The organism is Streptomyces spinosisporus, from assembly GCF_022698145.1.
GTDB lineage: Bacteria > Actinomycetota > Actinomycetes > Streptomycetales > Streptomycetaceae > Streptomyces > Streptomyces spinosisporus.
In genome coordinates this window covers 1-17,568 of sequence record NZ_JALDAX010000022.1, presented here as the reverse complement: position 1 = coordinate 17,568, position 17,568 = coordinate 1, and the positions used below count along the sequence as shown (strand labels likewise).

At 70.6% G+C, this 17,568-nt stretch carries 11 protein-coding genes; 9 read left to right on the top strand and 2 right to left on the bottom strand.

Annotated elements, in window-relative coordinates; translation table 11 throughout:
* Positions 1–82 precede the first annotated feature (82 nt).
* The 7 genes from MQN93_RS37875 (at position 83) to MQN93_RS37845 (ending at position 12,206) form a co-directional block, all read left to right on the top strand.
* The gene (locus MQN93_RS37875) at positions 83–1,963 is read left to right on the top strand and encodes an ABC transporter ATP-binding protein (RefSeq protein ID WP_242713056.1); all 1,881 of its coding nucleotides are present in this window, start codon (positions 83–85) and stop codon (positions 1,961–1,963) included.
* Complete coding sequence (locus MQN93_RS37870) at positions 1,960–3,819, top strand: ABC transporter ATP-binding protein (protein ID WP_242713055.1); 1,860 nt, start codon at positions 1,960–1,962, stop codon at positions 3,817–3,819. Before MQN93_RS37875 ends, MQN93_RS37870 begins: the two co-directional genes overlap by 4 nt.
* A gap of 23 nt (positions 3,820–3,842) precedes the next feature.
* Positions 3,843–5,615 carry an ABC transporter ATP-binding protein gene (locus MQN93_RS37865; protein ID WP_242713120.1) on the top strand — a complete coding sequence of 591 codons (1,773 nt, stop codon included), beginning with the start codon at positions 3,843–3,845 and terminating at the stop codon, positions 5,613–5,615.
* Positions 5,612–7,369 (top strand): ABC transporter ATP-binding protein, encoded by a 1,758-nt coding sequence (locus MQN93_RS37860; RefSeq protein ID WP_242713054.1) that lies wholly within the window; start codon positions 5,612–5,614, stop codon positions 7,367–7,369. Before MQN93_RS37865 ends, MQN93_RS37860 begins: the two co-directional genes overlap by 4 nt.
* Before the next feature lie 276 nt (positions 7,370–7,645).
* Positions 7,646–9,655, top strand: coding sequence for a M4 family metallopeptidase (locus MQN93_RS37855; RefSeq protein ID WP_242713053.1), 2,010 nt, complete (start codon positions 7,646–7,648; stop codon positions 9,653–9,655).
* A gap of 290 nt (positions 9,656–9,945) precedes the next feature.
* Positions 9,946–11,613 carry a M4 family metallopeptidase gene (locus tag MQN93_RS37850; RefSeq protein ID WP_242713052.1) on the top strand — a complete coding sequence of 556 codons (1,668 nt, stop codon included), beginning with the start codon at positions 9,946–9,948 and terminating at the stop codon, positions 11,611–11,613.
* 74 nt (positions 11,614–11,687) lie between these two features.
* Positions 11,688–12,206 carry a DUF1990 domain-containing protein gene (locus MQN93_RS37845; RefSeq protein ID WP_242713051.1) on the top strand — a complete coding sequence of 173 codons (519 nt, stop codon included), beginning with the start codon at positions 11,688–11,690 and terminating at the stop codon, positions 12,204–12,206.
* Positions 12,207–12,218: 12 nt separating this feature from the next.
* On the opposite strand, the gene MQN93_RS37840 is transcribed toward MQN93_RS37845, so the two are convergent.
* Positions 12,219–12,701, bottom strand: coding sequence for a SitI3 family protein (locus MQN93_RS37840; RefSeq protein ID WP_242713050.1), 483 nt, complete (start codon positions 12,699–12,701; stop codon positions 12,219–12,221).
* Positions 12,702–12,728: 27 nt separating this feature from the next.
* Positions 12,729–15,347 carry a glycosyltransferase family 1 protein gene (locus MQN93_RS37835; protein WP_016432571.1) on the bottom strand — a complete coding sequence of 873 codons (2,619 nt, stop codon included), beginning with the start codon at positions 15,345–15,347 and terminating at the stop codon, positions 12,729–12,731.
* Between the two features lie 258 nt (positions 15,348–15,605).
* On the opposite strand from MQN93_RS37835, the gene MQN93_RS37830 reads away from it, so the two are divergent.
* Positions 15,606–16,808: a S8 family peptidase gene (locus MQN93_RS37830; RefSeq protein ID WP_242713049.1), complete on the top strand. Its 1,203-nt coding sequence runs from the start codon at positions 15,606–15,608 to the stop codon at positions 16,806–16,808.
* Positions 16,809–17,042: 234 nt separating this feature from the next.
* Positions 17,043–17,568 (top strand): maltotransferase domain-containing protein (locus MQN93_RS37825; RefSeq protein WP_242713048.1); only part of this gene is annotated, 526 nt, incomplete at its 3' end.

Here is a 17,568-nt window from a genome sequence, read left to right as displayed (position 1 = left end):
CCGATCGGTTGATGCCGGCGTACGACCGGACCGGCCAAAACTCGGTGGGCGTTGTCGGTGCCGGTCCGTAGGCTCACGTCCGATGCCCAGTACACGTGCCGCCGCAGCAGAGCCCCACGAGACCGCCGAACGATCCGCCGTACGCGCGCTGCTGCGCCTGTGGCCGTACGTCCGGCCCGTGCGGGCGCGTCTGTTCACGGCCGCGTTCATCGCCGTGGTCGCCTCGTGCACGGGGCTGGTGTTCCCGCTCGTCCTGAAGTGGATGGTGGACGGTCCGGTCGCCGACCGGGACCCGGCGGGCGTCTGGCTCGGGGCGCTGTATCTGCTGCTGCTCGGTTTCGCCGAGGCACTGCTGTTCGGACTGCGGCGGTGGCTGGTGGCACGGCCCCTGTCGAGCGTCGAGGCCGGGATGCGCGCGGATCTCTACGGCCATCTGCAGCGGCTGCCGGTCGCCTTCCACGACCGCTGGTCCTCGGGCCAGTTGCTGTCGCGCGGCACGACGGACCTGATGCTGCTGCGCCAGTTCCTCGCCTTCCCGCTGACGTTCCTGTTCGTCAACGGCGTGACGATCCTCGTCGGCGTGATCATCATGCTCCTTCAGGACTGGACGCTCGGGCTGGTGATCCTCGGCCCCGCCGTCCCCGTGATCATCACCTGTGCCGTCTTCGAGAAGCGCTACGCCCACGCGTCACGCCGCGCCCAGGACCAGGTCGGCGATCTGACCACGGTCGTCGAGGAGAGCGTGCTCGGCATCCGCATCGTCAAGGGCTTCGGCAGGCACCGCAGCCAGGCACGCGCGTTCCGCGAACTCGCCCAGACCCTGCGCGGCACGGAACTGCGCAAGGCGGGGCTGCTCGCCACGATCTGGGGCGTCATCGTCACCCTCCCGGAAGTCGCGATCGGCGCGGCCCTGGTCCTCGGCACGATCCAGGTGGCCGACGGCTCCCTCTCCACCGGCACCCTGGTCGCCTTCCTCTCCACAGCCCTCGCCCTCCGCTGGCCGATCGACTCCATCGGCTTCCTCCTGGCCATGACCCAGGAAGCAGCAACAGCAACGGACCGCTATTTCGAGGCCATGGACGCCGAACCGGAGGTTGCCACCTCTGCGGGCCGCCGCCCCGCTACCGCTACCGCTGTGGGCAATCGTTCCGCAGGGCGGAACGGGTGGGCACAGCCTGCAGCGCCGGGTGCCGCCAAAACGAGCGCCCAGGACAGCGGACTCCGCTTCGAAAACGTCCAGTTCCGCTACCCAGACGCCGACAAAACCACCCCACCCGTCCTGAAAAACATCACCCTCCACATCCGCCCAGGCGAATCCATGGCCCTGGTAGGCGCAACAGGCAGCGGCAAAACCACCCTCACCGCCCTGGTTCCCCGCCTCCACGAACTCACCGCGGGCAGAATCACCCTGGACGGCGAGGACATCACCACCATCCCCCGCGAAGAACTCCGCGCAAAAGTCGCCGTAGCCTTCGAAGAACCCACCCTCTTCTCGGCGAGCATCGCGGACAACGTCCTCATGGGCGCCGAGACCACCGCAGGCGCAGCCGACCTGAACCGCGCCCTCGCCGTAGCCCAGGCCGACTTCGCCCACGCACTCCCCGACGGCACGGACACCAGGGTCGGCGAGCAGGGCCTCACCCTCTCCGGCGGCCAGCGCCAACGCCTCGCGCTCGCACGTGCGGTCGTGGGAAAACCGAGATTCCTCGTCCTCGACGACCCCCTGTCCGCGCTGGACGTGCACACCGAGGCCGCGGTCGAGGCCGCCCTGCGGGACGTGCTCGCGGAGACCACCGCCCTCATCGTGGCGCACCGCCCGTCCACGGTCCTGCTCGCCGACCGCGTCGCCCTGCTGTCCGGCGGCCGGATCACCGCCGTCGGCACGCACCACGAACTGCTGCGCACGAACGCCGAGTACGCGTACCTGATGTCCGGGACCGGAGAAGCGGAGGACGACCGATGACGGCTCCGACCACGTCCGCGCCCACGGCGGACGACGAACCGGACCTCCCCCGCCCCAAGGACGCCGGCGACCCCTTCGACCGGGACGTCCTGCCCGCTCCCCCGGGCGCCACCGCCGCGCTGCTGCGTTCCCTGCTCGCCCCGATGAAGGGCCGGGTCTCCGTCACGACGCTGCTCCTGCTGCTCCAGCAGGCGGCGGTGCAGGCGGGCCCGCTGCTGGTGGCGTACGCGATCGACCATGCCGTACCGGCGTTCCGGGACCACGACCACGGTCCGCTGATCGCCGTGGCCGTCGCCTATCTGCTGTGCGCGCTGGTCTCCGGCGGACTGCAGTCGGCGTTCATCGTCGCCTCGGCCCGCGTCAACCAGGAGGTACTGCTGGACTTGCGCGGGCGGATCTTCCGGCACGCGCAGGCGCTCAGCATCGACTTCCATGAGCGCTACACGAGCGGCCGCCTGATCTCGCGTTCGACGACGGACGTGGAGTCGCTCAGGGAACTGCTCAACGAGGGCCTTCAGGAACTCATCACGGTCATCCTGTCCTTCGTCTACATCTCGGCGATGCTGCTCTGGCTGGACCTGGGGCTGGGCGCGGTGGCGGTGGCGTCCTTCGTGCCGCTGTATCTGCTCGTACGCGTCTACCAGCGGCGGGCGGTACGCGTGTACCGGACGCGGTCCACCGCCATCGCGGCCGTCATCGTCAAGTTCGTCGAGACCATGAACGGCATCCGCCCGGTGCGCGCCTTCCGCCGCGAGGCCGCCAACGACGCCGAGTTCCGGGTGCTGAACCGGCGGCACGAGCGGGCCAACGGCGACGCGCTGCTGGAGATGGCCCGCTATGTGGTCGGCTCCCGGCTGGTCGCCAACACGGCCGTCGCGGGGATCGTGCTGTGGGGCGCCTACCGGGTGGCGAGCGGTTCGCTGGAACTCGGTGTGCTGGCGGGCGCGGTGCTGTATCTGCGCCGGCTCTACGACCCCATCGACCGGCTCGGCATGTTCCTGAACGCGTACCAGTCGGCGGCCGCCTCCCTGGAGAAGATCGCCGGGCTGCTCGCGCAGACGCCGTCCGTGCCCGAGCCGTCGGCGCCCGGGGAGCTGCCGCCGCTGAAGAGCGAACACCCGGGCCGCGAGGTCGTGTTCGATGCCGTCGCCTTCGGCTACCGCACCGGCGGCGAGGTTCTGCCCCGCTTCGACCTGACCGTCCCCGCCGGGCAGACGGTCGCGGTCGTCGGCTCGACCGGCGCCGGCAAGTCGACGCTGGCGAAACTGCTCGCCCGGTTCTACGACCCCTCCCAGGGACGGGTCCTGCTGGACGGCGTCGACCTGCGCGAGCTGTCCGTGGCCGAACTGCGGCGCGGGGTGGTGATGGTGACGCAGGAGGCGTTCCTGTTCTCCGGCACGGTCGCCGAGAACATCGCCATCGGCCGCCCGGACGCGAGCCGTGCGGAGATCGAGCGGGCGGCGAAGGCGATCGGGGCGCACGAGTTCATCAGCGCGCTGCCGGACGGGTACGACACGGACGTACGCAAGCGGGGCGGCCGTATCTCCGCGGGTCAGCGCCAACTCGTGGCGTTCGCACGGGCGTTGCTCGCCGACCCGGCGGTGCTGATCCTCGACGAGGCGACCAGCTCGCTGGACGTCCCGGGCGAGCGGGCGGTGCAGCGCGCGATGTCGACGGTGCTGGAGGGGCGTACCGCGATCGTCATCGCCCACCGGCTGTCGACCGTGGAGATCGCGGACCGGGTGCTGGTCATGGAGCACGGCGGGATCGTGGAGGACGGCAGCCCGGCCGAACTCATCGCGGGGACAGGGAGGTTCGCGGATCTGCATCGGGCATGGCGGGACAGTCTGGCATAGCGGATCACGGGATCGGGGGACGGATGATCGACGCGTACGAGGAGCCGGGCGAGCCCGACGGTCGCGGCGGCGCACGGTATCTGTGGTGGCTGGTGCGGTGCCAGGCCGGCCGGTCGCTGGCCGGTGCGGGGTTCGGCAGCGTGTGGATGGTGCTGCTGGCGGCGACGCCGTATCTGCTGTCCCGGGCGATCGACGACGGCCTGGTGCCCGGTGACTTCCCGGCACTGGCGGGCTGGACGGCGGTGCTCTTCGCGGTCGGAGCATGCAACGCCTGGCTGGGCGTCCTGCGCCACCGCACGATGACCCGGGTACGGATGGACGCCAACTTCCGTACGGTCAAAGTGGTCATGGGCCACGCGGTCCGGCTCGGGGCCGCGCTGCGCCGCGGGGTCGGCGCCGGTGAGGTTGTCACCATCGGGGTGGGCGACGTGCAGACGATCAGCCAGGCGCTGACGGTCGTGGGGCCCGGGGTCGGCGCGGTCGTGGCGTATCTGGTGGTCGCGGGACTGCTCCTGTCCATCTCTGCGCTGATCGCCGCGGTCGTCCTCCTCGGCATCCCGCTGATCGTCGTCCTCGTGGGACCGCTGCTGGCCCGGCTGCAGGGCGCGGAGACCGAGTACCGCGAACGGCAGGGCGTGCTCACCGCACGGATCGCGGACCTCGCGGGCGGACTGCGGGTCCTCAACGGTCTGGGCGGCAAAGGGCTGTTCGCGGACGCCTTCCACCGCGACTCGCAGCGACTGCGCCGCCAGGGCTACCGCGTCGGCTCGGTGACCAGCTGGGTGCAGGCGCTCGGCGTCGGCCTGCCCACCCTCTTCCTCGCCGTCGTCACTTGGCTCGCGGCCCGCCTGGCCGCCCAAGGCACCCTCACCATCGGCGAGTTGGTCTCGGTGTACGGCTACGTGGCAGTCCTCGTCGGCCCGGTGGGCTTCTGGGTCGAGTGCGGCTACCAGATCAGCCGCGGCCTGGTGGCAGCCCGCCGGGTCGTACGCTTCCTCCAGCTCCAGCCCCTGGAGGACACGGGCACCCACGACGCCCCCGCAAGCCCGTCACCCCTGCACGACCCCGAGTCGGGCGTACGAATCCTCCCGGGCCACCTGACGGCCCTGGCCTGCACCCGCCCGTCGGACGCGACAACCATCCTGGACAGGCTGGGCAGATACGTCCCCTCAACGGCAACCTGGGGCGACATCCCGCTGGACAAGATCCGCCTGAACCAGGTCAGAGAGCACATCCTGATCGCCGACCACGAAGCAGACCTGTTTGCAGGAACGCTGCACGAAGCAATGGGCGGCACATCTCTTGGGGGCGCGAGGCTGTATCGATATGCGGCTCCGCCGCGGGGCGCGACCAACCACACACAACCCGCACCCGGCGACGAACAAGCAGCCCTCCACACAGCAGCCGCAGAAGACATCATCCAAGCCCTCCCCGAGGGCCTCGACTCCACCATCGACCCCCAGGGAAGAAACCTCAGCGGCGGCCAACGCCAACGCATCCGCCTGGCAAGAGCCCTCCTGGCCAACCCCGAGATCCTCCTCGCCGTAGAACCGACCTCCGCCCTGGACGCCCACACCGAGGCCCTGGTCGCCCAACGCCTCCGAGCCGCCCGCCAGGGCCGTACCACCGTGCTCACCACAACATCCCCTCTCGTGCTCGACCGAGCGGACACCGTGTACTACCTCGTCGACGGCAAGGTCACAGCCACCGGAAAACACCAGCAACTCCTGGACACCGAACCGGGCTACCGCGCCCTCGTGGCCCGCGACACCGGCGCCGAGGAGGTCGTACGGTGACGGCGGACCCGTCGGGCAGACTCCCCGTCGCGGAACCCTCCGACGTACGCCGAGCAGCCGTGCGGCTGATCCGCGCGGACGGCCGCGCCTTCACCGCCGTACTCGCGCTCAACGCGCTCGCCGCCGTCGCGGGCCTCGCCGGTCCCTGGCTGGTCGGCCGGATCGTGGACGAGGTGGAGGCGGGCGAGGGCGTGCACGCGGTGGACCGTCTCGCGCTGTGGATCCTGCTCTGCTCGCTGGCCCAGCTGGTGCTCGCGCGCTACGCCCACTACGTGGGCCACCGCTTCGGTGAGCGGGCGCTCGCGCGGGTGCGGGAACAGTTCGTGGAAAGGACCCTGACCCTGCCCGCCGCCGTGGTGGAACGGGCGGGCACCGGTGATCTGACGGCGCGCGGCACGGGCGACGTGACGACGGTCGGCACGACCCTGCGCGACGTCGGGCCCGCTCTGCTCATCAACACCGTGCAGGCGCTGTTCCTGCTCGGCGCGGTGTTCTGGCTGAACCCGCTGCTCGGCGCGTGCGGGCTGCTCGGTCTGATCGGCATCTGGTGCGCGCTGCGCTGGTATCTGCGCCGGGCCCGCGACGGCTATCTCGCCGAGGGTGCCGCCACCTCCGACGTCGCGGAGATCGTCGCGGCGACGGCGTCCGGCGCCCGTACCGTCGAGGCGCTGCGGCTGGAGAAGCGGCGGATCGCGGCGAGCCGGGACGCCCTGGAGACCTCGCGGCACACGCGGCTGTACACGCTGTTCCTGCGCTCCGTGTTCTTCCCCGCGGTGGACGTCTCCTATCTCGTTCCCGTGGCGGCCGTCCTGCTGCTCGGCGGGGTGCTGCACGGGCGGGGCACGCTGTCCCTGGGCGTCGTGGTGGCGGCGGCCCTGTATCTGCAGCGGCTGAGCGGTCCGCTCGACGAGATCCTGATGCGGGTCGAGCAACTGCAGAACAGCGGCGCCTCGTTCGCGCGCGTGGAGGGACTGGCCCGGGCGCCGCGGACACCGGACGCCGAGTCGCCCGCGCCGGACGGCGACCTGATCGAGGTGAGCGGGGTGCGCTTCGCCTACGACCGCGGCGGCGAGGTGCTGCGCGGGGTCGATCTGACCGTACGGCCGGGCGAGCGGCTGGCGGTGGTGGGGCCGTCCGGCGCGGGCAAGACCACGCTCAGCCGGCTGCTCGCGGGCGTCGACGCGCCGACCGAGGGCACGGTGACGGTGGGCGGGGTGCCGGTGGTCGGTCTGGGACCCGAGCAGCTGCGCCGTCAGGTCGTCCTGGTCACCCAGGAGCACCATGTCTTCCTCGGCACGGTCCGCGACAATCTGCTGATCGCCGAACCGGCCGCCGACGACGAGCAGGTGTGGGCGGCGCTGGCGGCGGTCGGCGCGGACGACTGGGTCCGGGAGCTGCCGGACGGCCTCGACACCGTGCTCGGCGAGGGAGGTCGCCGCACGGACGGTTCGCAGGCGCAGCAACTCGCCCTCGCCCGGGTCGTGTTGGCCGATCCGCACACCCTGATCCTCGACGAGGCCACCGCACTGCTGGACCCGACGACGGCCCGGCACACCGAACGGGCCCTGGCCGCTGTGCTGGAGGGCCGCACGGTCATCGCCATCGCGCACCGGCTGCACACCGCGCACGACGCGGACCGGGTCGCGGTGATGGAGGACGGCCGGCTGACGGAATTCGGCACGCACGAGGAGCTGGTGGCGGCCGAGGGGGCGTATGCGGCGCTGTGGCGGACCTGGCACGGGGACCGCACCTGACGATCCCTGCAGGACCCAGAGGTCCGCATACCGGACATGAGCATCCGGACAACGAACCAATTCCGGCCAACTTCCTGACGCGCCCCTGACAGAAAGCGCCATCCGGTGCCAGGCTTCCCCCGGCCGCTTCACAGCAACCCCACAGAAACGCCGCTGTGTCGTCACGGCCGTGCACCTGGTTCCGCATTGGTTCTGCCCAGTTCTGCCCGGACGGTCGACCCACCGTCCGGATCTCCCCTGGCCGCGCAACCCGCGGCCACGCAGAAGGAGTCAGTGTTGAGAAGCAATTCCTCTCGCAGACGCACCTCCCACATCGTCGCCGTCGCCGGCGTCACCGCCCTGCTCGCCGCGGCCGTCCAGGCGGGCGCCGCGTCCGCCGCCCCGGCCGCCCAGGCCGACCCGTCCCACGCGGCCGTCAAGCTCACCCCGTCCCAGCGCGCGGAGCTGATACGCGACGCCGACACCGCCCGTGCGCAGACCGCCCGCGACATCGGCCTCGGCGCCAAGGAGAAGCTGGTCGCGCGCGATGTCGTCAAGGACGCCGACGGCACCCTGCACACCCGCTACGAGCGCACCTACGACGGGCTGCCGGTCCTCGGCGGCGACCTGATCGTGGACACCGCCAGGTCGGGCGCGACGACGCACGTCGTCAAGGCGACGAACGCCGCCATCAAGGTCTCCGACGTCACCCCGGACATCACCAGGGCGGCCGCCGAGAAGCAGGCCGTGCAGCGCGCGAAGGCCCTCGGTTCCACCAAGGCGGCCGCCGACAGCGCGCGCAAGGTGATCTGGGCGGCGAGCGGCAAGCCGGTCCTGGCGTACGAGACGGTCGTCGGCGGTCTGCAGGACGACGGCACCCCGAACCAGCTGCACGTCATCACCGACGCGGCCACCGGCGAGAAGCTCTACGAGTACCAGGGCATCGAGACGGCGACCGGCACCGGCAACACCCAGTACAGCGGCACGGTTTCGCTGACCACGACACAGTCGGGCTCCACGTACACGCTGAACGACGGCGACCGGGGCGGCCACAAGACGTACAACCTGAACCACGGCACGTCCGGTACCGGCACGCTGTTCTCGCAGACCAGCAACACCTGGGGCAACGGCACCACGTCGAACGCCGCCACGGCCGGCGCGGACGCCCACTACGGAGCCGCCGAGACCTGGGACTTCTACAAGTCCACCTTCGGCCGCACCGGCATCAAGAACAACGGCGTCGGCGCCTACTCCCGCGTCCACTACGGCAACTCGTACGTGAACGCCTTCTGGGACGACAGCTGCTTCTGCATGACCTACGGCGACGGCTCCGGCAACCAGGACCCGCTGACCGCCATGGACGTGGCCGGGCACGAGATGAGCCACGGCGTCACCTCCAACACCGCGGGCCTCAACTACACCGGGGAATCGGGTGGGTTGAACGAGGCGACCTCCGACATCTTCGGCACGGGTGTGGAGTTCTACGCCAAAAACTCCTCCGACCAGGGCGACTACCTCATCGGCGAGAAGATCGACATCAACGGCGACGGCACCCCGCTGCGCTATATGGACAAGCCCAGCAAGGACGGCGCGTCCAAGGACAACTGGTACTCCGGCATCGGCGGCGTCGACGTGCACTACTCGTCGGGCCCGGCGAACCACTTCTTCTATCTGCTGAGCGAGGGCAGCGGCGCCAAGGTCATCAACGGCGTCAGCTACAACTCGCCGACGGCGGACGGGCTTCCGGTCACCGGCATCGGCCGGGACAAGGCGCTGCAGATCTGGTACCGCGCGCTGACCACGAAGTTCACCTCCACCACCAACTACGCGGCGGCCCGCACCGGCACGCTCGCGGCGGCGGGTGAGCTGTACGGCACGACGTCCGCCGAGTACAAGGCGGTGCAGGACGCATGGGCGGGCGTCGCGGTCGGCTCGCGCTCGGGCGGCGGGGGCGGCGGCACGTCGTTCGAGAACACGACGAACGTGTCGATTCCGGACAACGGCGCGGCCGTGACGTCGTCCGTCACCGTCTCCGGACGTAGCGGCAACGCCCCCTCGAACCTTCAGGTTTCGGTCGACATCGTGCACACCTGGCGCGGCGACCTGGTGATCGACCTGGTCGCGCCGGACGGGTCGACGTACCGCCTCAAGAACTTCAGCGGCTCCGACTCGGCGGACAACGTCCAGCAGACCTACACGGTCAACGCCTCCTCCGAAACCGCCAACGGCACCTGGAAGTTGCGGGTCCAGGACCAGGCGGCGCAGGACACCGGCTACATCGACAGCTGGGCGCTCACCTTCCCGTAGACCGACCGCGAGCCCCAAGTCAGGGCGCCGCTCCGGAGGTTCGACTCCCCGGGGCGGCGCCCTCCCCTTTGCCGCACGCGTACCGACGCATGGACATGCCTTTACCGATGCCCTGTGCTGTTACACGACTGCAATGTTCACCCGGCAGTCGATTTTCAGCCAACATCACTTCGGGGTCCTGACATGTACGCGGCCCCGGTGTCAGTCTTCCTCACAACCGCCGCACAACGTCACTCCGAACGCCGGCCGGGCCCCCACGCCCTACCGGTCCCCCACGACAAGGAGCTTGTGTGACCACCCCCCGCTACGCGCGTCACAAGCGCTCATACCTGGCCATCGCCACCGCCGTCGCGGCCGGAGCCCTGCTCACCGGCGGACTCACCGCCGGAACGGCGTCGGCCCAGGTCCCGTCCGACCAGGCCGGCCAGGCGCCCCTCGCCGCCGCGCCGACCACGCTCTCGGCGGCCGCCCGCACCTCGCTCATACAGAAGGCGCAGGCCGACATAGCCGAGACGGGCCGCCGACTCGGCCTCGGCGCCAAGGAGAAGCTGATCGTCAAGGACGTCGTCAGAGATGTCGACGGCACGGTGCACACCCGCTACGAGCGCACCTACGCGGGCCTGCCGGTCCTCGGCGGCGACCTCGTGGTCCACACGTCCAAGGCGGGCAAGTCCGAGGGCGTCACCAAGGCGACCAAGGCCGCCATCAAGGTCGCCTCGCTCAAGGCGCAGGTCACCCCGGCCAAGGCCGAGAAGCTGGCGGTGAGCGCCGCCAGGACGCTCGGCTCCACCAAGTCCGCGGCGGACGGCGCCCGCAAGGTCGTGTGGGCCGGCTCCGGCAAGCCCGTCCTCGCCTACGAGACGGTCGTCGGCGGTCTGCAGGACGACGGCACCCCGAACCAGCTGCACGTCATCACCGACGCCGCGACCGGCAAGAAGCTCTTCGAGTACCAGGGCATCGAGAACGCCACCGGTACCGGCAAGACGCTGTACTCGGGCACGGTCGAGCTCACCACGTCCGGCTCGGGCTCGTCGTACACGCTGACCGACGCCTCGCGCGGCGGCCACAAGACGTACAACCTGAAGCACGGCACGTCCGGCACCGGCACGCTGTTCACCGACGCGGACAACACCTGGGGCACCGGGGCCGCGTCCAGCGACGCCAACGACCAGACCGCGGCCGCCGACGCCGCCTACGGCGCGCAGGAGACCTGGGACTTCTACAAGTCCACCTTCAACCGCACCGGCATCAAGAACGACGGTGTCGGCGCCTACTCCCGCGTCCACTACGGCAGCAACTACGTCAACGCGTTCTGGGACGACAGCTGCTTCTGCATGACGTACGGCGACGGCTCGGGCAACAACCACCCGCTCACCGCTCTGGACGTGGCCGGCCACGAGATGAGCCACGGCGTCACCTCCGCCACCGCGGGCCTGAACTACTCGGGTGAGTCCGGCGGTCTGAACGAGGGCACCTCGGACATCTTCGGCACCGGAGTCGAGTTCTACGCCGACAACGCCTCCGACAAGGGCGACTACCTCATCGGCGAGAAGATCGACATCAACGGCGACGGCAGCCCGCTGCGCTACATGGACAAGCCCAGCAAGGACGGCGGTTCGGCCGACTACTGGTCCTCCGGTGTCGGCAACAAGGACGTGCACTACTCGTCCGGTGTCGCCAACCACTTCTTCTACCTGCTGTCGGAGGGCAGCGGCAAGAAGACGATCAACGGCGTGGACTACGACTCGCCGACGTCCGACGGCTCGACGGTCACCGGCATCGGCCGGGACAAGGCGCTGCAGATCTGGTACAAGGCGCTGACGACGTACTTCACGTCGACGACCAACTACAAGCAGGCTCGTGCGGGCACGCTGTCCGCGGCGTCCGACCTGTACGGCGCGGACAGCACCGAGTACAAGGCGGTGGCCGCGGCCTGGTCCGGGGTCAACGTGAGCTGACCCCGCGGGGGTTCGGCGGACGGGCGGCACCCGGGGCGAAGCACATCCCGGGTGCCGCCCTACTCTTGGGTGCCATGCGCCTGGAGGACTTCACGTACGACGACGTCGGCGGAACCCGCCGCGGGGGTTTCTGTCCGCCGGGGTTCCACCCGCTGCATGTGCGCACGCGCATAGGCGAGGGCGAGAAGGTCTTCCGCAGAGCCTGCGAGGCGCTCCTGACCTGGGAGCTGCACCGCGAACTCGGCATGGGCGTCGAGGCGGGCGCCGACCGGGCCGCCCCGGAGGTCGACGTCACCGTCACCCTGGCCGGAATGCTCAAGGCCCCGTGCCGGGTGGTCTACACGGTCGAGGAGCCCCGCCGCGTCGGCTGGGCCTACGGCACCCTGGCCGGCCACCCCGAGTGCGGCGAGGAATCCTTCATGGTGGACCGCACCGGCGACGGCACCGTCTGGCTGACCGTGACGGCCTTCAGCCGCCCCGCCAAGTGGTACACCCGAGCCGCCGGCCCCACCACCCGAGCCCTCCAACACGCCTACGCCCGCCGCTACGGCACGCTCCTGCGCCGCATGTGCGCCCCGTACTCGGAGGACTGACCCACCACCGGCTCACCACACGGGCGGTGCAGTGAGCCGACGGTAGGGCTGCGGCACCAGGGCCAGCCGCTGGGGGCGCCAGAGGTCGTCCCGTTCGCTCAGGCTCAGCTCACCGTCCTTGCGGAGCAGCCAGACGACCTCGTACTGGAAATGCAGTACGGCGTCGCCGCTCATCCTCGTCAGCAGGGACGCGACGAGCCGGACCATGTCGTCCTGCTGGTCCGCGACCTCGACCCCCTTGGCCATGCGGAAGCGCACGTCGACGGTCGGGGTGAAGCCGAACGCGGTGACGACGGGATGCCACGGCTGCGGCACCCGCGACGTGACGACACGCACCCACGTCCCCAGCCGGGTGACGGCCCCCTCCTCCACCAGCCGCTCACCGGTGACCGACGCGTCGAAGAGCCCGGTTTCCCTGCCGGTCTCCGCCAGCCGGAGCGCAACGTCGGGCGCGGACGAGGGCGTCGCGCAGTCGAGGTCGTATTCGATCGCCATGCGTTCAGAGTGCCCGCCCGTACGGGGTCACCGCATCAACACCCCACCCCCCTCCCCCGTCTCCTCCGAAGGCACCGCCACCAGTCCCAGTTCCGCGCTGGAGGCTAGGTGGCGGTGGGTGGGGAGGATGCGGATCGTGTAGCCGTAGGGGCCGGTGCGGTCCAGGGCGAGGGGGCCCTCGTAGAGCCAGCGGTTCTCGGTGTCGGGGCCGCCTGCCGGTTTCAGGGGGACCGTGGCCGCGTCCGTGATGCGGTCCTCCTGGTCGACGCGGCCCGAGACGGCCTGGACCTCCACGTCGTCCGGGCCCAGTTCGCCGAGCCCGACGCGTACGCGCAGGGCGAGCGTGGTGCCGAGTTCCGCGGTGGGCATGTGGGCGGACGTCTCCACATGGTCGACGGTGACGTCGTGCCAGGCGGACCGCACCCGTGCCTTCCAGGCGGCGAGTTCGCGCGCGGAGTCCGGGTCCATGGCGCGGTGCGCATGGGCGGCGGGGGTGTAGAGGCGCTCGACGTACTCGCGCACCATCCGGCCGGCCAGCACCTTCGGGCCGAGCAGGGTCAGGGTCTGGCGCACCATCTCGATCCACCGGTCGGGCAGGCCGTGCCGGCCGCGCTCGTAGAAGCGGGGGGCCACCCGCTGCTCCAGCAGGTCGTAGAGCGCGCCCGCCTCTATGTCGTCGCGGCGCTCGGGATCGGTCCCCGCGCCGTCCGCCGTGGGGATGGACCAGCCGAAGTCGGGCTGGAACCACTCGTCCCACCAGCCGTCCAGGACGGAGAGGTTGAGGCAGCCGTTGAGGGCGGCCTTCATCCCGGACGTGCCGCACGCCTCCAGCGGGCGCAGCGGGTTGTTGAGCCAGATGTCGCAGCCCGGGTAGAGCTTCTGCGCCATCGCCATGCCGTAGTCGGGCAGGAAGACGATGCGGTGGCGCACCCGCGGGTCGTCCGCGAACCGCACCAGCTCCTGCACCAGCCGCTTCCCGCCGTCGTCCGCCGGGTGCGCCTTGCCCGCGACCACGATCTGGATCGGATGCTCCGGGTGCAGCAGCAGATCCATCAGCCGGTCGCGGTCGCGCAGCATCAGGGTCAGGCGTTTGTACGACGGGACGCGCCGCGCGAACCCGATGGTGAGGACGTCCGGGTCGAGGACGTCGTCGATCCACCCCAACTCGGCCGTTCCGGCGCCGCGTTGGCGCCAGGAGGCGCGCAGCCGGCGCCGCACCTCGTCCACCAGCTGCTCGCGCAGACTGCGCCGCAGCTCCCAGATGTCCTGGTCGGGGATGTCCCCCACCGCGTCCCAGCGGTCCGAGCCGCCGACGGTCAGCGCGTCCTCGGTGCGCTGCGCGCCGATCTGCCGGACCCCGAGCCGGAAGACCTCGGGGGCCACCCAGGTGGGCGCGTGGACCCCGTTGGTCACGGAGGTGATCGGCACCTCGGCGGGGTCGAATCCCGGCCACAGTCCGGAGAACATCTCCCGGCTGACGTTGCCGTGCAGCAGGGAGACGCCGTTGGCGCGCTGGCCGAGCCGCAGCCCCATCACGGCCATGTTGAAGAGGTTCGGCTCGCCGCCCGGATAGGTCTCCATGCCGAGCCGCAGGATGCGTTCGACGTCGATGCGCGGGAGTTCGGCGTCCGGTCCGAAATGGTGGGCGACCAGTTCGCGGTCGAAGCGGTCGATGCCGGCGGGCACGGGCGTGTGGGTGGTGAAGACGGTGCCGGCCCGGACCGCCTCCAGTGCCGGGTCGAAGTCCAGCCCCTGGTCGCACAGTTCGGCGATGCGCTCCAGGCCGAGGAAGCCGGCGTGGCCCTCGTTGGTGTGGAAGACCTCGGGCGCGGGGTGGCCGGTGAGCCGGCAGTACGTCCGCACCGCCCGAACCCCTCCTATGCCGAGGAGCATCTCCTGCAGCAGCCGGTGTTCGCTGCCGCCGCCGTAGAGCCGGTCGGTGACCCCGCGTTCGCCGAGGTCGTTCTCCTCGACGTCCGAGTCGAGCATCAGCAGCGGGACGCGGCCGACCTGGGCGAGCCAGATGCGGGCGTGCAGCTGCCTGCCGCCGGGCAGGGCGAGCTGGACCTGGGCGGGGGTGCCGTCGGGCTCCTCGACGAGGGTGAGGGGCAGTTCGTTGGGGTCCAGGACGGGATAGTGCTCCTGCTGCCAGCCGTCGCGGGACAGGCTCTGCCGGAAGTAGCCGTGCCGGTAGAGCAGGCCCACGCCGATCAGCGGGACACCGAGGTCGCTGGCCGCCTTGAGATGGTCGCCGGCCAGGATGCCGAGGCCGCCGGAGTACTGCGGCAGGGCGGCCGTGATGCCGAACTCGGGCGAGAAGTAGGCGACGGCGGCGGGCAGCTCGCCGGACTGCGCCTGGTACCAGCGCTCCCCGGTCACATAGTCGGCCAGGTCGTCCGAGACGGCGGTCAGCCGGCGCAGAAAGCGGCGGTCCTCGGCCAGCTCCGCGAGCCGCGCGGGCGACACGCTGCCGAGCAGCCGTACGGGATCGCCGTCGCTGACGGCCCAGCGCTCGGGGTCGACGGACTGGAACAGGTCGCGGGTCTCCGCATGCCAGGACCAGCGCAGATTGCGGGCCAGATCGCTCAGCGGCCGGAGGGGTTCGGGGAGAACGGGTCGGACGGTGAATCGACGGATCGCCTTCACTTTCCACCTCGACGCGTGTGGCTGTGCGGACGCACAACACTGTGCGCCTCGTCGTCACATCGAAGGTATCGGTGCGGAGGGCTCCGCAACCACGGCACACCGAAGAACGCGACACACTCCTACGTAGTCCGGAAAACGCCGCAACCTTCACTCGTCCACCATGGCGGACATGGCCGATTCCGCCCCCGTAGGCCCTCTTGTGGGTCTTCTCCACCGCACGAGAGGCTGCCAGTGGAGCCAATGGAGGGGGAATGACCCATGGCACGGACGCGAACGCGGCGTCTGCGCTGGACCGGGGGCCTCACCGCGGTGGCCTGTGCTGCCGCGCTTTCGGCCATCACCCTGCCTGCGCACGCCTTACCCGAGGGGCAGATACTCGGCGCCGGTGAACCCGGCACCGTCGGCGGAAGTTACCTGGTGACCCTGAAAGGGGACACGAAGGCTCCGTCGGAGACCGGAAAGGAGATCGCCGAGCAGTACGGGGCGAAAATAAGCCAGACCTACGGCACGGTCCTCAACGGCTACGCGATCAGGGCGGACGAGAGACAGGCCAAGCGCCTCGCCGCCGACTCCAGAGTCGCCTCGGTCGTCCAGGACACCCGCATCACACTCGACCACACCCAGAAGAACCCGCCGTCCTGGGGCCTCGACCGGATCGACCAGCCGGCCCTGCCGCTGGACAGGAGCTACACCTGGCCCGAAACGGCCGGCCGCGGGGTGACGGCGTACGTCATCGACACCGGCATCCGGATCACGCACAAGGACTTCGGCGGCCGCGCGAGCTACGGCTGGGACTTCGTCGGAAACGACCGGACCGCCTCCGACGGCAACGGCCACGGCACCCACGTCGCCGGCACGATCGCCGGCGCGACCTACGGCGTGGCCAAGCAGTCCAAGGTCGTCGCCGTACGCGTCCTGGACAACGCCGGATCCGGTACGACCGCGCAGGTCATCGCGGGGATCGACTGGGTGACCAAGCACGCGAGGAAACCGGCCGTCGCCAACCTCAGCCTGGGCGGCTACCACAACGCCCAGCTGGACGCGGCCGTACGCAACTCGATCGCCTCGGGCGTCACCTACGCCGTCGCCGCGGGCAACGACGGCCTGCCGGCCGCGCTGTACTCCCCGGCCGACGTCAAGCAGGCGATCACCGTCGGCGCGAGCGACAGGAACGACGCGCGGGCGAGCTTCTCCAACTTCGGCTCGGCCGTCGACCTGTTCGCCCCGGGAGTGTCGATCACCTCGGCCTCCTATGCGAGCAACACCGGGAAAGCGACCTTCTCCGGTACGTCCATGGCGACCCCGCACGCGACCGGCACGGCCGCGCTCTATCTGGGCGGCCATCCGAAGGCGACACCGGCCCAGGTCTCCAAGGCGCTGGTCAAGCTGGCGGTGTCCGGAAAGATCTCCGGCCGGGGCCTGGGCTCGCCGGACGAACTGCTGCAGGTCCCGGCCTCGTAGGAGGTGTTGTCGGGCTTGTCATCGCGTAGTACCGAGACCGGCCCCGTTCGTTTCCGAACGGGGCCGGTCTTGTGTGTAGACATACGCGTGAGTAGTTAACAAAGTGCCGGATTGCTCACCCGAATAGGGTGGGAAGGCTCCCCCGGGTACACCTCCAAGACTGCACAGAGATCACGCAGGACCCACCTCCCCACACCCATCCGCCCACCCACGTTGTCGCGGACAGGAGCGGTCATGCCCGCCACGCACCACTCGTCAGCACCCCCGACGGCCCCGATGTACAGCGCCGAGGCATCCCTCGGGCGCATCCCCGTGCTGGACGTCCGGCCGATCGTCCAGCACGGCCGCAGGCCCGCCAAGGCCGTCACCGGAGAGTCGTTCGAGATCTCGGCCACCGTGTTCCGCGAAGGCCACGACGCGGTCGCGGCCAATGTCGTCCTCACAGACCCGCACGGTCGCCCGGGCCCCTGGACCCCGATGCGGGAGCTGTCGCCCGGCACCGACCGCTGGGGCGCCACCGTCACCGCGGGCGAGACCGGCCTGTGGACGTACACCGTGGAGGCCTGGGGCGATCCGATCACCACCTGGCGTCACCACGCCCAGATCAAGATCCCGGCGGGAATGGACACGGACCTGGTGCTGGAGGAGGGCGCACGGCTCTACGAGCGCGCGGCCGACGGCGCCCCCGAGAGCGAACGGGACGTGCTCGTCGCCGCCGTCGACGCCCTGCGGGACGAGTCCCGTCCGGCCGCCTCGCGTC

What these genes read in the sequence shown, in the direction of transcription:
- MQN93_RS37875 (WP_242713056.1), top strand. Translation starts at nt 83, where the DNA reads ATGCCCAGTACACGTGCCGCCGCAGCAGAGCCCCACGAGACCGCCGAA.
- MQN93_RS37870 (WP_242713055.1), top strand. Translation starts at nt 1,960, where the DNA reads ATGACGGCTCCGACCACGTCCGCGCCCACGGCGGACGACGAACCGGAC.
- MQN93_RS37865 (WP_242713120.1), top strand. Translation starts at nt 3,843, where the DNA reads ATGATCGACGCGTACGAGGAGCCGGGCGAGCCCGACGGTCGCGGCGGC.
- MQN93_RS37845 (WP_242713051.1), top strand. Translation starts at nt 11,688, where the DNA reads ATGCGCCTGGAGGACTTCACGTACGACGACGTCGGCGGAACCCGCCGC.
- MQN93_RS37840 (WP_242713050.1), bottom strand. Translation starts at nt 12,701, where the DNA reads ATGGCGATCGAATACGACCTCGACTGCGCGACGCCCTCGTCCGCGCCC.
- MQN93_RS37830 (WP_242713049.1), top strand. Translation starts at nt 15,606, where the DNA reads ATGGCACGGACGCGAACGCGGCGTCTGCGCTGGACCGGGGGCCTCACC.